The 14,731-nt window shown below is 70.4% G+C and carries 15 protein-coding genes and 2 pseudogenes; 12 read left to right on the top strand and 5 right to left on the bottom strand.

From position 1 onward, the window contains the following. The first annotated feature begins 25 nt into the window (after nt 1-25). Nucleotides 26-547: a PaaI family thioesterase gene (locus ACFWWR_RS07605; protein ID WP_384302446.1), complete on the top strand. Its 522-nt coding sequence runs from the start codon at nt 26-28 to the stop codon at nt 545-547. Nucleotides 548-646: 99 nt separating this feature from the next. On the opposite strand, the gene ACFWWR_RS07610 is transcribed toward ACFWWR_RS07605, so the two are convergent. Both ACFWWR_RS07610 and ACFWWR_RS07615 read right to left on the bottom strand, forming a co-directional pair. Continuing rightward, nucleotides 647-1,798: an acyl-CoA dehydrogenase family protein gene (locus ACFWWR_RS07610; RefSeq protein ID WP_383859742.1), complete on the bottom strand. Its 1,152-nt coding sequence runs from the start codon at nt 1,796-1,798 to the stop codon at nt 647-649. A gap of 186 nt (nt 1,799-1,984) precedes the next feature. Then, nucleotides 1,985-3,193, bottom strand: coding sequence for a nuclear transport factor 2 family protein (locus ACFWWR_RS07615; protein WP_384302448.1), 1,209 nt, complete (start codon nt 3,191-3,193; stop codon nt 1,985-1,987). 44 nt (nt 3,194-3,237) lie between these two features. Here ACFWWR_RS07615 and ACFWWR_RS07620 point away from each other — a divergent pair, with 44 nt between their 5' ends. Beyond that, nucleotides 3,238-4,188, top strand: a complete 951-nt coding sequence (locus ACFWWR_RS07620; protein WP_383859736.1) for a LysR family transcriptional regulator — start codon at nt 3,238-3,240, stop codon at nt 4,186-4,188. 178 nt (nt 4,189-4,366) lie between these two features. On the opposite strand, the gene ACFWWR_RS07625 is transcribed toward ACFWWR_RS07620, so the two are convergent. Continuing rightward, nucleotides 4,367-5,368 (bottom strand): hypothetical protein, encoded by a 1,002-nt coding sequence (locus ACFWWR_RS07625; protein ID WP_384302450.1) that lies wholly within the window; start codon nt 5,366-5,368, stop codon nt 4,367-4,369. A 150-nt stretch (nt 5,369-5,518) separates the two neighbouring features. On the opposite strand from ACFWWR_RS07625, the pseudogene ACFWWR_RS07630 reads away from it, so the two are divergent. The 4 genes and pseudogenes from ACFWWR_RS07630 to ACFWWR_RS07645 all read left to right on the top strand — a co-directional run. Further along, nucleotides 5,519-5,725, top strand: a pseudogene (locus ACFWWR_RS07630) (DUF6233 domain-containing protein); the annotation flags it as partial. A 188-nt stretch (nt 5,726-5,913) separates the two neighbouring features. Further along, the gene (locus ACFWWR_RS07635; protein ID WP_383859733.1) at nt 5,914-6,123 is read left to right on the top strand and encodes a hypothetical protein; all 210 of its coding nucleotides are present in this window, start codon (nt 5,914-5,916) and stop codon (nt 6,121-6,123) included. A gap of 413 nt (nt 6,124-6,536) precedes the next feature. Continuing rightward, nucleotides 6,537-7,118 carry a TetR/AcrR family transcriptional regulator gene (locus ACFWWR_RS07640; RefSeq protein WP_384302452.1) on the top strand — a complete coding sequence of 194 codons (582 nt, stop codon included), beginning with the start codon at nt 6,537-6,539 and terminating at the stop codon, nt 7,116-7,118. A gap of 49 nt (nt 7,119-7,167) precedes the next feature. Beyond that, a pseudogene (locus tag ACFWWR_RS07645) lies at nt 7,168-7,320 on the top strand (enoyl-CoA hydratase/isomerase family protein); the annotation flags it as partial. Here the strand turns inward: ACFWWR_RS07645 and ACFWWR_RS07650 are convergent. Continuing rightward, entirely contained in the window at nt 7,301-7,738 is a 438-nt protein-coding gene (locus ACFWWR_RS07650) for a hypothetical protein (RefSeq protein ID WP_384302454.1), read from the bottom strand. The pseudogene ACFWWR_RS07645 and the gene ACFWWR_RS07650 overlap by 20 nt on opposite strands. A gap of 255 nt (nt 7,739-7,993) precedes the next feature. Here ACFWWR_RS07650 and ACFWWR_RS07655 point away from each other — a divergent pair, with 255 nt between their 5' ends. Both ACFWWR_RS07655 and ACFWWR_RS07660 read left to right on the top strand, forming a co-directional pair. Next, nucleotides 7,994-8,947: a Ppx/GppA phosphatase family protein gene (locus tag ACFWWR_RS07655; RefSeq protein WP_384302456.1), complete on the top strand. Its 954-nt coding sequence runs from the start codon at nt 7,994-7,996 to the stop codon at nt 8,945-8,947. Nucleotides 8,948-9,389: 442 nt separating this feature from the next. After that, nucleotides 9,390-10,172, top strand: a complete 783-nt coding sequence (locus ACFWWR_RS07660) for a DUF899 family protein (protein ID WP_384302458.1) — start codon at nt 9,390-9,392, stop codon at nt 10,170-10,172. A 222-nt stretch (nt 10,173-10,394) separates the two neighbouring features. On the opposite strand, the gene ACFWWR_RS07665 is transcribed toward ACFWWR_RS07660, so the two are convergent. Further along, nucleotides 10,395-11,033: a nucleotidyltransferase domain-containing protein gene (locus tag ACFWWR_RS07665; protein ID WP_383859722.1), complete on the bottom strand. Its 639-nt coding sequence runs from the start codon at nt 11,031-11,033 to the stop codon at nt 10,395-10,397. Nucleotides 11,034-11,475: 442 nt separating this feature from the next. Here ACFWWR_RS07665 and ACFWWR_RS07670 point away from each other — a divergent pair, with 442 nt between their 5' ends. From ACFWWR_RS07670 to ACFWWR_RS07685, 4 genes are all read left to right on the top strand, one after another. Then, entirely contained in the window at nt 11,476-11,994 is a 519-nt protein-coding gene (locus tag ACFWWR_RS07670) for a GNAT family N-acetyltransferase (protein WP_383859719.1), read from the top strand. A 231-nt stretch (nt 11,995-12,225) separates the two neighbouring features. Further along, nucleotides 12,226-13,032, top strand: coding sequence for a maleylpyruvate isomerase family mycothiol-dependent enzyme (locus ACFWWR_RS07675; RefSeq protein ID WP_383859716.1), 807 nt, complete (start codon nt 12,226-12,228; stop codon nt 13,030-13,032). A 30-nt stretch (nt 13,033-13,062) separates the two neighbouring features. Continuing rightward, nucleotides 13,063-13,248 carry a hypothetical protein gene (locus tag ACFWWR_RS07680; RefSeq protein ID WP_383859714.1) on the top strand — a complete coding sequence of 62 codons (186 nt, stop codon included), beginning with the start codon at nt 13,063-13,065 and terminating at the stop codon, nt 13,246-13,248. Between the two features lie 337 nt (nt 13,249-13,585). Next, nucleotides 13,586-14,560, top strand: coding sequence for a cytochrome c oxidase subunit II (locus ACFWWR_RS07685; RefSeq protein WP_383859711.1), 975 nt, complete (start codon nt 13,586-13,588; stop codon nt 14,558-14,560). Nucleotides 14,561-14,731: the final 171 nt, after the last annotated feature.

A 14,731-nucleotide genomic window follows, 5' to 3' on the forward strand; every position in this document is an offset into this window, starting at 1 on the left:
GATGCCCGACAAGAGGAGTCACACCATGTCCACGACGCCACCGACGGGGCCCTGGGCCGGGGCGGACTTCCAGGAGCCGCCCCGCACTCCCGGCGGGGTGGCCCTGTGCGGGGCGTGCCGCACCGCCGGTTCCTGCCGACTCGGAGTGGAGCATGAGCGGCTCGACGAGGACGGGTCGGCACGGTTCGAGCTGTCCTGCCCGCGTGACCAGGAGGGCGGTCCCGATGTCGCGCACGGCGGCTGGACCGCGGCCGTCCTGGACGACTGTCTCGGCCATCTGCCTCTGCTGCACCGGGTGTTGAGTGTGACGGCGGAACTGACCGTGAGCTTCGTGAAGCCGGTGCCGGTTCAGCGGCCGCTGGAGGTCCGGGCCTGGGTGGAGAAGCGGGAGGGCAGGCGCTGGTACATCGCGGGAGAGATGGTGCTGCTGCCGACGCGGGCCGTGCTGGCCCGGGTCTCCGGGATCTGGGTGACCCGGGACCAGGGGCACTTCGCACGGCACAAGGAATGGCTGGCCGGTCAGGACGGCGAACCTCAGAAGGAATAGCCGGAGGGCCCGGGCGGCGGAGCTCAGAAAGAGAGCCGGCAGGCCGGGGCGGCGGAGCTCAGAAAGAGAGCGCGTGCCGGCAGGCCGGTGCGGCCGGGCTCAGTAGGATCTGAGCCCCATGCTGCGGGCTATGCCGTTGCGCTGGATCTGACTCGTGCCCCCGGAGATCGTGGCCACGATCGACTCCCGGTAGCGGAAGCTCATCACGCTCTCGGTCGAGAAGCCGTGTCCCGCGCAGACCTGCATCCCGAGCCGGGCGGCCGCCACGTACGTCTCCGAGCCCTTCAGTTTCGCCATCGACCCTTCCCGTGTGCACGGCTTGCCCTGGGCGAGCAGCCAGGCGGCCCGGTAGGCGAGCAGCCGGGCGGAGTCGATCTCGGTCTGCAGGTCGGCCATGGCGTGGGCGAGCGCCTGGAAGTTGCCGATCGGGCGGCCGAAGGCGTGCCGGGTGCGGGCGTATTCGAGCATCTCGTCGAGCGTGGCCTGCGCGGCGCCCAGATAGCCCCCGCTGATGATCACCTTCTCCAGCTCGATGTTGGAGAGCATCACCTTCCAGCCCTCGTCGCGCGGGCCGACCAGGTTCTCCTTCGCCACCAGGGCGTCGTTGAAGAAGACCTCGTTGGTGCCCAGGATGTGCCGGGCCAGTGTCGGCGTCCGGCGCACCTCGACGCCCTCGGTCGCGGGATCGACGAGCAGCAGGCTGATGCCGCCGTGCTTGGGCTCGCGAGGGCCCGTCCGCACGTACGTGGCGATGGTCGTGTCGGGCAGGCCGCCGCCCGTGCACCACGCCTTCTGACCACGGACGAGGAAGTGGTCCCCGTGGTCCTCGGCGGTGGTGCGCAGCGCCGCGGCGTCGGACCCGCTGTCCGGCTCGCTGAGGCCGACGGCGAGCCGGTGGCGGCCCGTCATGACCTGCGTACGGATGAAGTCGCGCTGCGCCTCGTTGCCCCACCGGAACACCGTGATGCCGGGGATGAGCACCCCGATGTAGCACATGGCGACGTCGAAACTGGCCCGCCCGAGCTCCTCGGCGATCAGGATGAGCTCCAGCGGCCCGCCGCCGTCACCGCCCTCGTCCTCGGCGAACGGGAGCGAGAACCACCCGAGGTCGGCCATGCCCCGAAACAGCTCGGGCGGTACGACGCCCTCCTCGTCCCACTGCTTGGCCTTCTCGGCCGGGCACACGTCGGCGACGAACTGCCGAGCCGTCGCGCGCAACAGGTCCTGCTCGTCGGTCAGCCCGAAGTCCACGGCCACTCCTCGCAGTACAGGGTATTCATCTATCTAATTAGACTATGTTAGCGGATAGAGGGGGCAGCGGTAGTACAGCCGCACCACGAGTCCCTGCACTTGAAGCCACCTGGGCCGACGAAGGTGCCGGGATCGACAGCAGGAACACGACAGCAGGAACGCGACCGCCAGAGGCTTCCCGCGGTCTCAGCAGTGCCGGTGGTAAGCCTTGTTGGCGATGCGCCAGTTGCCGTCGACACGGACCAGCAGAAAGACGTCGGTAAAGGTGTCCGCGCCGTGCGAGAGCGTCATGGTTGCGGTCGCCACGGTGCCGTGGACGTCGATGGCGTCGATGCGGCGGGAGCGGATCGGTTCGTCCATGGCCGGCCGGCCATGGAAGAGAGCGCAGTACCCGTCCAGGCTCCATGAGACGAACGCGCCGTCCCGGATTCCCTCGATGTGGGCGGTGGGCAGGAACGCGTCGCGGAAGTGGGTGGGGTCGCCGGTGGCGTGTCCGCGGATGTAGGCGCGGAGCGGTTCGAGTACGGCGTCCCCCACGGCGGGGGCCATGGCGGCAACGGCGATGTCGGCCTCAGGGTCGCCAGTGGGGTCGGCCAGGTCGGCTGCGCTGCGCAGGGGCGTGTTCGACGCGTCGGCCAGCAGAGCCATGTCCTTGGCCAGCGCACCGATCGTGAATTCGGCCGTGGCAGCGGTCGGCCGGGCGGCGAGGAAGGTCCGTTTGCGGGCCACGAGCCCGCCGAGCGGGCCGAGTTCGAGGACGTCCAGCACCTGGGCACGGGGCAGGCCGAGCGCGTCGGCCTGCCGCAGTGAGTCGCGCAGCGCGAGGACGGTGCCGGCGAGGCTGTTGTTGGCGATCAGCTTGAGCGCGGCGGCGGTGGCGGCGTCATCGACGCGCCGCACGGTGCCCAGCGCTTCCAGCACCGGCCGGACTCGACCGAGCGCGCCTTGGTCGGCGGCGGTGAGAATCTGCAGGGCTCCGGCGGCGACAGCCGGCACCGAGCCGAGCACGGGCGCGTGGACGTACGACGGGCCGAGGTGCCGGGCCAGCCTCGACGCTTCGGCGGGAGCGATGGTGCTGGTGTTCAGCACCATCGTGTCCGTGCCCAGCGAGTCACGGACGCGGCCGAGGACCTGCCGGCAGGCCGGGCCGTCGAACAACGCCAGGAGCACGAGGTCGGCCTTCGCCACGGCCTCGTTCGGATCGCCGGTCATCCTGACGGCGCCCGACGCGCGCCCGGAGCGTGTCCAGCCGACGACGTCCCAGCCCTGGGCAGCCAGTCGTGTCGCGATCGCGTCGCCCATGCGCCCCAGGCCGAGGACGGCGATCGTGTGCAAAGTGGTCATGCGGGCCAGAGTGGTGCACCTCGATGCCTGCGACAAGCGCAGATTTCGCATGACTGCCCTGCGGAACCCGCATACCTCCTGGGCATACTGGCGCCATGGAACTGACGGTGTGGCGGACCTTCGTGACCGTGTGCCGACTCGGGTCGCTGTCGGCGGCGGCCGCGGAGCTCAACCACACCCAGTCGGGCGTCTCCCGGCAGATCGCCGGGCTGGAGCGGCAGCTCGGCGTTCCCCTGATGGAGCGCCATGCGCGCGGTGTGCGTCCGACGCCTGCCGGCGAGGTGTTCCGGCGCCACGCCCTGGTGACGCTCAACGAGGCCGACCGCGCCGTGCGCGCCGCGCGAGACGTTCGCGACGGGGCGTTCCATCGGCCGCTGGCCGTCGGTGCGACACCCTCCCTGGCAGCGGGGGTCGTCCCCGAGGCCATCCGGGGCCTGCTGAGGCAAGCCGGATCCCTCCCTTGGAGCCTGCTCCCCGGCCTGAGCGCCCAACTGCACAACCGTGTGATCGCCGGCGATCTCGACATCGCCGTCGTCACCGATGCGCCGCCGGGGCTGCCCCATGACCAGCGGGTCGAACCACGGTTCCTCGGGCTGGACGACATGGTCGTCGTCCTGCCCGTCGGCCATCCGCAGGCCGGGCGCGGCCCGGTGCACATACAGACGCTGGCCGACCAGACCTGGGTCGAGGACAACGACGGCTCGGCGGCACTCCTGCGCCGGCACGCCGCCCGCGCCGGGGTCAGCGCCCGCATCGATCTCACCGCGGCCGATCTGCTCGGCAAGCTGGCCCTGGTCGCAACCGGCCACGCCATCGCGCTGATACCCGGGGTACTGACATGCGCCCTGCGGACCGACGTCACCGCAGTGGGTCTCGTCGATCCCCCGACCCGCGGCATCTACACGATCACACCACGTCGCGACCCCCACCCCTCCACCACGCCCCTGGTCAACCAGCTCGCCGCAGCCCTTGCCTCGATCCGTCCGGCCCGAGCCGCTCACCGGTCGACCGAGACGGACGCCCACGCCGCTGGAGAAGCCCCATGAGCGAGCAGCCCACCGCGTGAAAGACCGTCCGCTTTCCGCTGGGGCTACGCACAACGAGGTCGCAACACGCAGAACTTGACGGGAAGCAGGCCCGGTCCGGGTACAGCTCGGTGGTCAGCTGATCACCGCAGTGTCCGTGCAACAGCCCGCACCACCGGACGAGCAGAAGCGGGTCGCGTCACGAGGCGCGCCTGAAGACGGTGGCCGGGCCGATGACGCCGGGGCCGAACTTGTCGCGGACGCGGTCGATGGCCGCTTCGGCCACCAGCCGGGCCTCGCGGGCGTCATCGAGACTCATCTGCTGGGCGACCTTGTCGGCGCCGATCAGGTCCTCCCCCTTCAACGCCAGTGCGGTCAGGCGGCCGCGCTGCAGGCCTGCGGCATCCATCAACTGGTAGGCGAGGACGCGGAGATCGTCATCGTGCGCGGACGGCTCGGCCAGACGGCGGGTCTTCTCCCACGATGTGCCGCCGGCGAACTTCAGGACCAACGTCAGGCCACGGGCGGCCTGACCGCGCCGGCGCAGCAGGTGGCCGAGCCTCACGACCAGGTCCAGTATGGCGCCACGGACCTCGGCGCCGTCCAGCACATGCCGGTCGAAGGCGCAGCGGACGGTCGCGGCGGCGGGCAGCCTACGGGGGACGACGGGGCGGGGGTCGACGCCGCGGGCCCGGTCGGCGGCGGTGCGGCCGGCACGGCCGCCCAGCAGGCGCTGCACTGTCTCAGAGGGCACGGCGGCGAGCAGGCCGACACAGTGGATGCCGTAGTCACGCAGCGCCGCCGCCTGGCGGGGGCCAATGCCGTGCAGGGCATCGACCGGCAAGGGACCCAGCCAGTCGGCGACCTGGCCGGGGGCAACGGCGAGCACGCCGCCGGGTCCGTCGATCTGGCCGGAGGCGGTCGCCGCGACCGTGATGGACGGCCCGATGCCCACCCGGACGTCGAGCCCGAGACGGGACAGGGTGCGCACCCGCAGCACCTCCCCCAGGCGGCGGGCATCCGCGCCGTGATAGCGCACCGCGCCCTTCAGCTCCACCAGGGCCTCAGTCGGCGGCAGGGCCTGCACAACGGGGGACAGCTCCGCCAGTTGCTCCAGCACCTGCCGGTAGAGCTCCTCCGGCAGCCGGTCCGGGCAGCGCACATGCATCACCGTGCTCTGACCTGCCGGCCTCTCCACCATCACGCCACTCACCTCCCACACCCACATTATCGAACGATAAATCGAACACGCGAGAGCGCGAGCACCGATCATGAGCATAGAATCAAAAATATGTTCGATGACCTGCCGCCAGACCTGGAGCGCCTGCACACCCTGCGGGTATGGCACGCCATGTGGCTGCAGCGCATCGACGCGAAGATCGCAGCCGTGCGGAAGCGCCAGGCCGAAGTGGAGCACGGTCGCCGCAGCCGGCCGAAGCCACCGGAGTGGATCGTCGAACTCGGCATCGGCACGGGGCGCCCGCCCGTCCAGATCCACGCCGGCGACTGCCACATGGCGGGCAAGCACCGCCGCCCCGTCGGTCGCGGCGAAGCCCGTCGGCTGCTCGCCGCGGGCTTGCGCGCGTGCAGTCACTGCCAGCCTGACACCGCGCTGGACATCCTCGACTTATCCGCCGGCCCGGCCCTCGTTCCCGGGGGGGGCGCCGATCGAACGTCCGTCCCGTCTGACCGCCTACGCCGCGTTCACGGTGATCCACCCACATCACCAGAATCAGGACCCCGCTCATGGCCAGCACTCCCCCGCCACCGATCACCGAGCCGGACCCCTCCACCTTCGCCTGCTCCGGCAGCCTGGTCGGCCCCTGCTCCGGATGCCAGCGCCCCACCCACAAATACGGCAGCGGCGGCAGCCCCCTGTGCCAGTGGTGCATGACCCCCGTCCAGGAGAAGTGGGGCACGGCCGTCCGCTACAACAACACCCGCCCGCAGGGCTGACCGCGACGCCCGACCCAGACGCGCGGCACCAGCAGGACCGGCGCAGCGTCCGAGCGGCCGACCGCTCGCGGGTAGGGCATGCGCGTGACGTGTTCGCCGCCGGAACCGATGCTCACCACCCGACGCCCCTGCCGGGGCTGACACCGGGCTGGCCCGGGGAGTGAAGTCGAACGAACGGTCAGCGCGAGGCGCCCGGCCGGGACGGTCCTGCACCCGCTGCAGGATCCGGGTCCGGGTGCAGCGCGTCGACCCGGGGACACTCGCCGGCTCCGGTCGAACGGCCGACTGACCCCCTCTTGCATGTTCTATGCCATACCCCATAAGTTACCGACAGGTAGCTCGCTCGGCGGGCCGCATCGGCGTCGGAAGTTGGTGGGCGCCTGAGTCCGCGCAAGAGTGACAGCCGTGACCGGATGATCCTCAGTGCTGCCGATCTGCTGCGTGAGTACGGAGCGAGCGCGACCAGCATCGACCGGGTTCTTACCCACAGCGGAGCCCCTCGAGGCTCGGTGTATCACCACTTCCCCGGCGGGCGTACACAGCTCGTCGACGAGGCGGTGGCACTGGCGGGGGACTTCATCGCGGGACTGATCGACACCGCCATCCAGGCGGACGATCCGGTGGAGGCCGTCGACGCGTTCTTCGGGCTGTGGCGTGACCGGCTCGTGGAGAGCGGCTTCCGGGCCGGCTGCCCGATCGTGGCGGTGACCGTCGAGACCAACGACGACGCACCCCAGCTCGCCCGCTCGGCCGCCGCCGTCTTCGCCCGCTGGCAGGAGGCCCTCGCGGCCCTGTTCGTCCGGAACGGCCTGGCCGAGGAACGCGGCCGCAGGCTGGGTGCCTTCATCATCGCCGCGGTCGAAGGCGCGGTGATCATGTGCCGGGCCGAGCAGAGCACCGCCCCGATCGAGGCGGCCGCCGCCGAGATCCACGACCTGCTCCTGTACGCCCTGCGCGACCGCCCCGGGGCTGCCGAATCCGGGCGCCGGCCGTAGTCCGCGGTCACTTGACCCAGTCAGCTCAACTCGAAGGAGTCGCCATGCCTCGCTCGACCGCCACGACAACGTCTTCGTCCTCGACCTCGGGGACGGAGAGAACCGTTTCCACCCGGACTGGCTCGCTGCCGTCAGTGCCGCGCTCGACGAGGTGGAGAAGGCCGAAGGCCCCCGCGCCCTGGTCACCGCCGCCACCGGCAGGCGATCGCGGTGAGGCGGGACGCGGCCGAGCGCGCGGCCGGGAGCCAAGCCAGCACGAGTTGGGTGGCCGGGTATCCGTGGACGGGCACTACCCGAACGGATCCGCCGAGGCGGTCACGGACGCTTTCGCCGACGACGACCACGAGTCGTCCGAGCGCGACGCGGTCGACCATGGCGTCCGGACGACCGGCCGCTCCGGGCCGAGTTCGATCAGTTCGAGGCCGGGGATGGCAGTCGACTGGCATGAGGGCGACGTCCGCGGTGCCGTCTTGCAGGGCGCCGATCTCGTCGTAGGTGAAAACGACGTCAGTGAGCACGCCATCCGCGCCTTCCGAGCCGGCGGCGAGCAGGGCGGTCAGGATGCCGGGGCCGTCCCTCATCCCGGACAGGCATGCGATGATCCAGCAAGCCGTGCGCATCCAGGCCATTTCGGTCGCCAGTTCGAGGGCAAAGGCTCGGAACCATGGGCGTTCCGCTGCAGGGACCACAGCGACATCGTGGTGCGCAGTCCGCCGGTCCCGTAACCGACCTCGGTGGCCGCCTCGCTGGGTGCACGGATGGTGACGATATGCTCATGTGATGGGCCGGAATCCCCGTCGCGCGGTCGTCTGCGCTGCCGGAGGATGGAGAAGGGGCCGGTCCGGTGGAGCGCGGAGGCAAGGGGAGGCGTTGAGATGCGGCAGGCAGGTGTACTCGACGTCGGGTGCCACAGTGCTTTCCTGACGGTGGTGCGGCGACGCCCGGGTACGGTGCTGGAGCCGGTGTTCTCCCGCAAGGTGCGGCTGAGACTGCACGAGACCCTCGACCGCAAGGGCCGGCTGGACAAGACCGGCGTGAAGAGCGTCGAGCGGGCGGTGGCCGAGGCCGTCGCCGCCGACCCGCGTCTGCGCGGACCGGACGTGTTCGCGTTCGCGACCTCGGTCATCCGGGACGCGCCCAACCGCGACGAGATCATCGCGAGTGTCGCACGCACCACCGGCACCCGCCTGCGCGTTCTGACCGGCGAGGAGGAAGCGCGGCTGTCCTACGTGGCCGCCCGCCAGTGGGCAGGCCCGGCGGCCGGCCGGCTGCTGGTCCTGGACATCGGCGGCGGCACCGTCGAGATCGCCTCCGGTACCGGAGATCAGCCCCACGCCGTCTATTCGCTGCCGCTGGGCGCTCGCAGGATCACCCGGGACTGGCTTCCCGGTGGCATCGCGCCCTCCCAGCGCCGCCTCGCCGACATCCGGCACCACCTGCGCCGGTCCCTGGAAGCCGTCCCCAGCCTGCCGCAGGCCGAACCGGGCGGGCGGGTGCTCGCCTGCTCCAAGACCTTCGAACAGCTCGCCCGGCTCACCGCCACCCAGGGCAAGACACCGCGAGCCAGAGAGCAGCTGGCGCTACCGCAACTGCGCACGTCGGTCTCCCTGCTGGCAGACGCGAAACCGTCCCGTCGGGCCAAGCTGCCGGGCATCTCCCGGCACCGCGCCGAACAGTCCCTGGCCGGAGCCCTGATCGCACAGGCCCTCCTGGAAGCCTGCGGGGCCAAGAACGTCGAGATCTGCCCCTGGTCCACCAGGGAAGGACTGCTGCTCGAACGCCTCGGCGTGCCCCACACCACAGCCGACCGCCCCCGCCTCGTCGGCTGAACCCAACGGACGCCCTCAACCTCCACAAAGCCGTCGGCCTGCGGGAGTCCGCCGCAACGCGGGACTGGTTCGTCGCACCCGACCCAGAGGTAGCCCGCGCCCTCCTTCCGACCCTCGGAAACTCGAAGTGAACCACCGTCCGACGAGGAAAAGCCGTCGAGCCTGAGACCGGGGATCCGCCACGCCCTCTGAGACGGGCTACGAAACCGCTGGTCAGGAGCGCGTGGGCAGGAACGGCCGTGAGAACCTCCATCAGCCTGAGGACGCGTCTGTGACCATGTCGGCCCGACGTGGTCCGTCCAGGCCCGGGCGAGCTCGCTCCCGGCCTCGATGACTTCCGCCGCCGACCGCGATGAGTTCCGGCCGGGTCGCGAGTCTGTTCTGGTGACCGTCGTAGGACGTCGTACGACACTGCCCGGCACGAGACGCCACGGAGGACACCATGACGACCACACCGGACGACGCGACCACCGCGCTGCCCGGCCACCCGCCCGTCGCCGACCTGGCCACCTGGCAGGCCGCCCGTGACGAGCTGCTGGTCCGCGAGAAGGCCCACACCCGTGAGGGCGACGCCATCGCCGCGGCCCGCCGCCGGCTTCCGATGGTGGAGCTCGACGGGACAGTCGAGGTCACCGGCGCGGACGGGCCGGTACCGTTCCTGGGCCTGTTCCGGAGCCGCGACGAGCTCGTGGTCTACAAGCACATGTGGTACGACGGCGCGCCGCACCAGGGGCAGTGCGAGGGCTGCACCACCACGGCCTGGCATCTGAAGGATGCCGTCTACCTGAACGCCCGCGGCGTCTCGTTCGCCGTTCTGACCACGGGCCCTTGGGACGAGGTGGCTCCCTACGTCGGGTTCATGGGTTACACCCAGCCCTGGTACTCGGTGCGGGGCCTGGAGGCGCCGGTCGGCGGCGACATGGGTTACCTCACCTGCTTCCTGCGCGACGGCGACCGCGTGTTCCTCACCTACTCCACGACGGGCCGTGGCAACGAGCGGGTCAACGGGTCCCTCGGCCTGCTCGACATGACCCCCTACGGCCGCGGCGAGGCGTGGGAGGACAACCCCGAGGGTTGGCCCGAGGGAGGCAGCCCGTGCTGGTCCTGGCGTTCGGACAGGGACGGGAACGCCACCTGGGGACCGACCAGCCGCCCCGTACCGCAGTGGACCCGCCCCGGTGCGACCCCCGTGGACACCCTCGGCCGGCACGGCCCCCACCACTGACGCGTCTTCACCGACAGCATCAGCAAGGTGTGGTGCCGGGGCGCAAGCCGACGACGCACATCCAGGACAGAATCCGAGAGGGCAAGGTGAGCGCGCCCGCCCCCAGCCACTCAACAGAGCGCTGGTCGTGATCGGGGCTGATCGGCGGTGCGCGAGTCACGGCCGGGCACGTGGCCGGGCTCATGGCCGGGTGCGCACGCGCCAGGCACCGGCCCGCGCCACTCACACCGACAGCTTCACCAGCCACGGATGCCCAGGGTGCACCCGCTCCAGCCACTCGCTGAGGCGCTCCCGCCGCACCCGGCCCAGCAGCGGCAGCATGCCGTCGAAGTCCGCCTGGTCCTTGGACCGCGGCGCCTTCGCCTTGAACAGCAGCACCAACTCCGGCACCAGGTAGGGGATGCCGTCCGACGTCCGCTCGATGATCGCCTCGTACGGCAACCGCAGACTCTCGTCCCGCCGGCAGATCCACGTCCAACCCTCGTGCGGCTCGCGGAACACGTCGAACAGGAACTGACCGCTCACCGGATCCCGGAGCCAGGTCTGGTGCGTGGCCGCCAGTGCCGCAGCTCCCGCCCCCACCCAGACCCGTCCCGAACCCACCGCGTCCCACGCGTACTCGGGAAAGCGATCCCGAATCTCCGGGAATCCCGCCGCGGGCACCGCGATCTCCAGGTCACCGTGCGGCCGCGACTGCCCCCCTCGGAACAGATCCAGCGCCCACCCCGCCACGATGCACCAGGGTGTCCGGACCCCACCCAGCCGCTCCGCGACCTGTTCCGGCCGCCACGAGTCCGCCCACCGCGCTCCCAGTTCGTCCGCATCGAGTAGTGCGCCGCCGGGCGGCAGGGAGTCACTCATCGACATAACGTACTGGCCCAGCCGCCCCGACTGCTCGCCGGCCTGAGCGGCATCAGCGCTTCCACCGGGGCCCTGCTGTGCCAGGCGCCGCCGACCGCGAGGGGTGACTGGTCTGGTGGACGAAACGTTGCTGCTCCAGATTGACGACCCGCTCGTAGGAGCGTGGTGCAGTGCGGGCGGCAGTTGTTCGACGACTTCGGAGTGCTCGCCGACGAGCCGGAAGAACGGGGAGCCCCATCAAGAGGGTTCATCACGAGCACGTGCCAGCCCCTCCCCGGGCCGGTGGCACTACTCGGAATCGGTAGGGGCCGACGTGGCCGGTCGGGGAGAGCCAGATCTTGCGCCGTACGCCGCTCTTGGCGTGAACGTCCCATCACTGGCCGAACTCCTTGATTCAGGGAGTGCGTTCGGTGTCTGGTACGGGTCGTGTGATGCTGGCGCAGTGACCGATCAACGCGGTGTTGTCATCGTCCGCTGGCCAGATCAGGGCCCTTCCGGGGACCGGTTGGCCGAGTTGTTGGCGGCCTACCATCTGCGGACGGAGGCCGAGAAGGGCGAGGCCGTTGTCGATACGGACGGGTTGCCGGACCGCTACCGGGCAGAAATCCTGGACCCGCGGGCCGCGTTCGCCGACGATGTCGTGCTGATGGCTCTGAGCGGCGGCACAGCCGTGGGCTGCCTGGTGGTGACCGCCCCCGTCGGCGGGCGGTCGGAGATCAAAAGGCTCTGGACAGACCCGGCATTCCGGAGCCGGGGCATCGCGTCCGTCCTGGTCGGCACCGCGCTGGCGCATTCCGCGGAAAGCGGCGTCAGCACGGTACGGCTGTCGGTGTGGAAGTGGCGGGCAGGTGCCATCGCCCTGTACGAGCGGCTCGGATTCATCGTCGCCGAATCGTGGGAGGAACGGGAGCAGTTGGTGTGCATGGAGCGCACTGTGTCAGTGGTCCCACCCACCCGTTGATGGCCGCGACCAGCATGGTCGATTCGTATCGAACGGCGAGCTGACGTAGCTCGGAGCCCTGCGGAGGCTCGCCCAACAGAGGTCGACTCCCGCGCGGTTCAGCGCTCTTACTGATCTCTCAGGATGAGGACACGGCGTTGTCCGAGGGCGCGCGGCCAGTGCCGCGGCGCCCGCCGCGTCGCCTGTGAAAATCGCTGTCCGGTTGTCGGAGCACGGTGATAGACAGTCAGTGTGGCGAAAACTTTGGAGTTCCCCGTTCTGCTGCGGCTCATCGACGAACGGTCGGTCGCGTTCCGGGACGCGGTCGCTTCCGCGCCCAGCCTCGAGGTGCAGGTGCCGACGTGCCCCGAGTGGACGCTGATGGATCTGGTGCAGCACCTGGGCGAAGTGCACCGCCGCTGGGCCGCCACCGTCGCCGCAGGGCCTGCCGACGCTCCCCCGGCCGAGGCCGCTTCGACGGGTGCCCCGGGCGCGCCCCGGGAGCGGGAGGCCCTGCTGGCTTGGTCGGCCGAGTCCACGGAGCAACTGCTGAACGCACTGCGGGAGTCCGGCCCGGACCGCGGCTGCTGGACGTGGTGGGGCGGGTCGCAGTCGCCGCAGACCTGCGGTGCCGTCGCCCGGCACCAGGTCCAGGAGGTCGCGGTGCACACTTACGACGCCCTGGTCGCCCTGGGCGCCCCACAGCCGTTGCCGGACGAGGCGGCACTCGACGGTGTCGACGAGTTCCTGTCCACCTGCTGCGCGGGGCCGTACGCCTGGCCGCATGAGCCCTGTGCCGTGGACTACCACGCCGCCGAGGGCCGGTCCTGGCGCCTCTGGCTCTCCGCCGACGGCGTACGGACCACCCTTCTCCCCACGCCCGGCACGATGCCCGCCACCGCTGCCGGCGAGGACCCGGACGCGGCCGACGCCTGCCTCCGGGGCACGGCCAGTGAGCTGGTTCTGGCCCTGTACGGCCGTATTCCGGTGGACTCCCTGAAGGTCGACGGCGACCGACGTCTCTTCGACCTGCTCTTGGCCTGGGATCCGGATGAGTAGGACGTGACGATGCGCCACATCGTGCGCCCCGTGAGTACTGCCTCCCGCCAACGGCATCTGCCCGCCGTCGTCGCGTCCTGGCCGCTGATCGCGATCTCCGGCCAGGTTTCCCCGGATGCCTCGGGCCGGGCCGACTCGCTGGTCCAGGTCAGCGTGCTGGTGCACTCGGGTGTCGGGTCAAGGTCAAACGCCCTGGCCGTGCTCTCCGGGCCGTAGGCCGGTTTCCCCCTCTCAACCCGGCCGCATGTGCTTTGAAACCGCATCCGCCGGCAGACACCCTGCCGACCAAGATCGACGAACGCAAGAACACAGCTCAACTGCCAACCCGACAGGTACACACGGGGCGTCGACGTCTGCCCGGCCGGCCAGAAAAGACTTCTGCGCGCCGGGGCGTCGGCGGCGCGTTGGGCATTCCCGCGGCGTGAGCCTCAGTAGTGTTTTGTCCGCATAAAGACACACACTCGATCCCCAGCCCGCGTCAGGAAAGTGACCGACCGGTGAGGCGGCCCCCGCCGACTTCCGCCCGCGGGCGAGACCCTCGGGAAGGCGCTACATGAGTCCCAACGGCCGTGACCGCTCCTCGCGGCGTCCAATGCGGCAAAGGCTGCTGCAGGCGCTGACTGCGGCCCTCATCCTGGCAACCACTTCCGGTTGCGAAAACACATGGGAGGACTTCCCCCGCCTCGGAATGCCCACCCCGGTCACGGAAGAGGCGCCGCGGATCCTTTCCCTGTGGCAGGGCTCGTGGGCCGCGGCACTCGCCGTGGGCGCGTTGGTGTGGGGGCTGATCCTGTGGGCGGTCATCTTTCACCGGCGGACCAGGACCAAGGTCGAGGTTCCTCCACAGACCCGGTACAACATGCCCATCGAGGCGCTGTACACCGTGGTCCCGCTGATCATCGTCTCGGTGCTCTTCTACTTCACCGCCCGCGACGAGGCCGAGCTCCTCGACCTCTCACAAAAGCCCGCGCACACCATCGGCGTGGTCGGCTTCCAGTGGGGCTGGGGGTTCAACTACATCGAGAACGTGGACGGCAGAACCGGCACCGGCAACGCGAAAGCCGACCCGGACCTGGGAATCGTTCCGGACCGGTACAGCAGGGTCTTCCCCGCGGGCGCCGAGGGCGTCTACGACGTCGGCACCCCCGCCACCCGCAACCCGCAGAACGGCAACCCCGGCCCCACACTCTGGCTGCCCAGGGGTGAAAAGGTCCGCTTCGTCTTGTCCTCCCGTGACGTCATCCACTCCTTCTGGGTACTGCCGTTCCTCATGAAGCAGGATGTCTTCCCGGGCCACAACGTCAACGCCTTCGAGGTCACCCCCACTCGCGAGGGCACCTTCCGGGGAAAGTGCGCCGAACTCTGCGGCGTCGACCACGCCCGAATGCTGTTCAACGTCAAGGTCGTCTCCCCAGACCGCTACCAGCAGCACCTGAAGCAACTGGCCACGAAGGGGCAGACCGGCTTCATCCCGGCGGGCATCGAGATCACCGACCCGGCCAGAAACGCCGAGCCCCGCAAACTGTGAGTGGGCTGCGGTGGGTGGGGCGAGGTGTACGCCCGCCCCACCCACCACAAGAAGGGCACCACACCCAGACGCGCCACGAGCTGACGACAAGCTCAGGCGACGGTTCGAGGTGGGGAGTCAAGCTCGCAGCAGGGCGCGCAGTTCGTCGACCGTGTCCGTGGCGTCGAGCAG

Origin of the sequence: Streptomyces sp. NPDC058678 (assembly GCF_042714835.1) — a bacterium.
GTDB lineage: Bacteria > Actinomycetota > Actinomycetes > Streptomycetales > Streptomycetaceae > Streptomyces.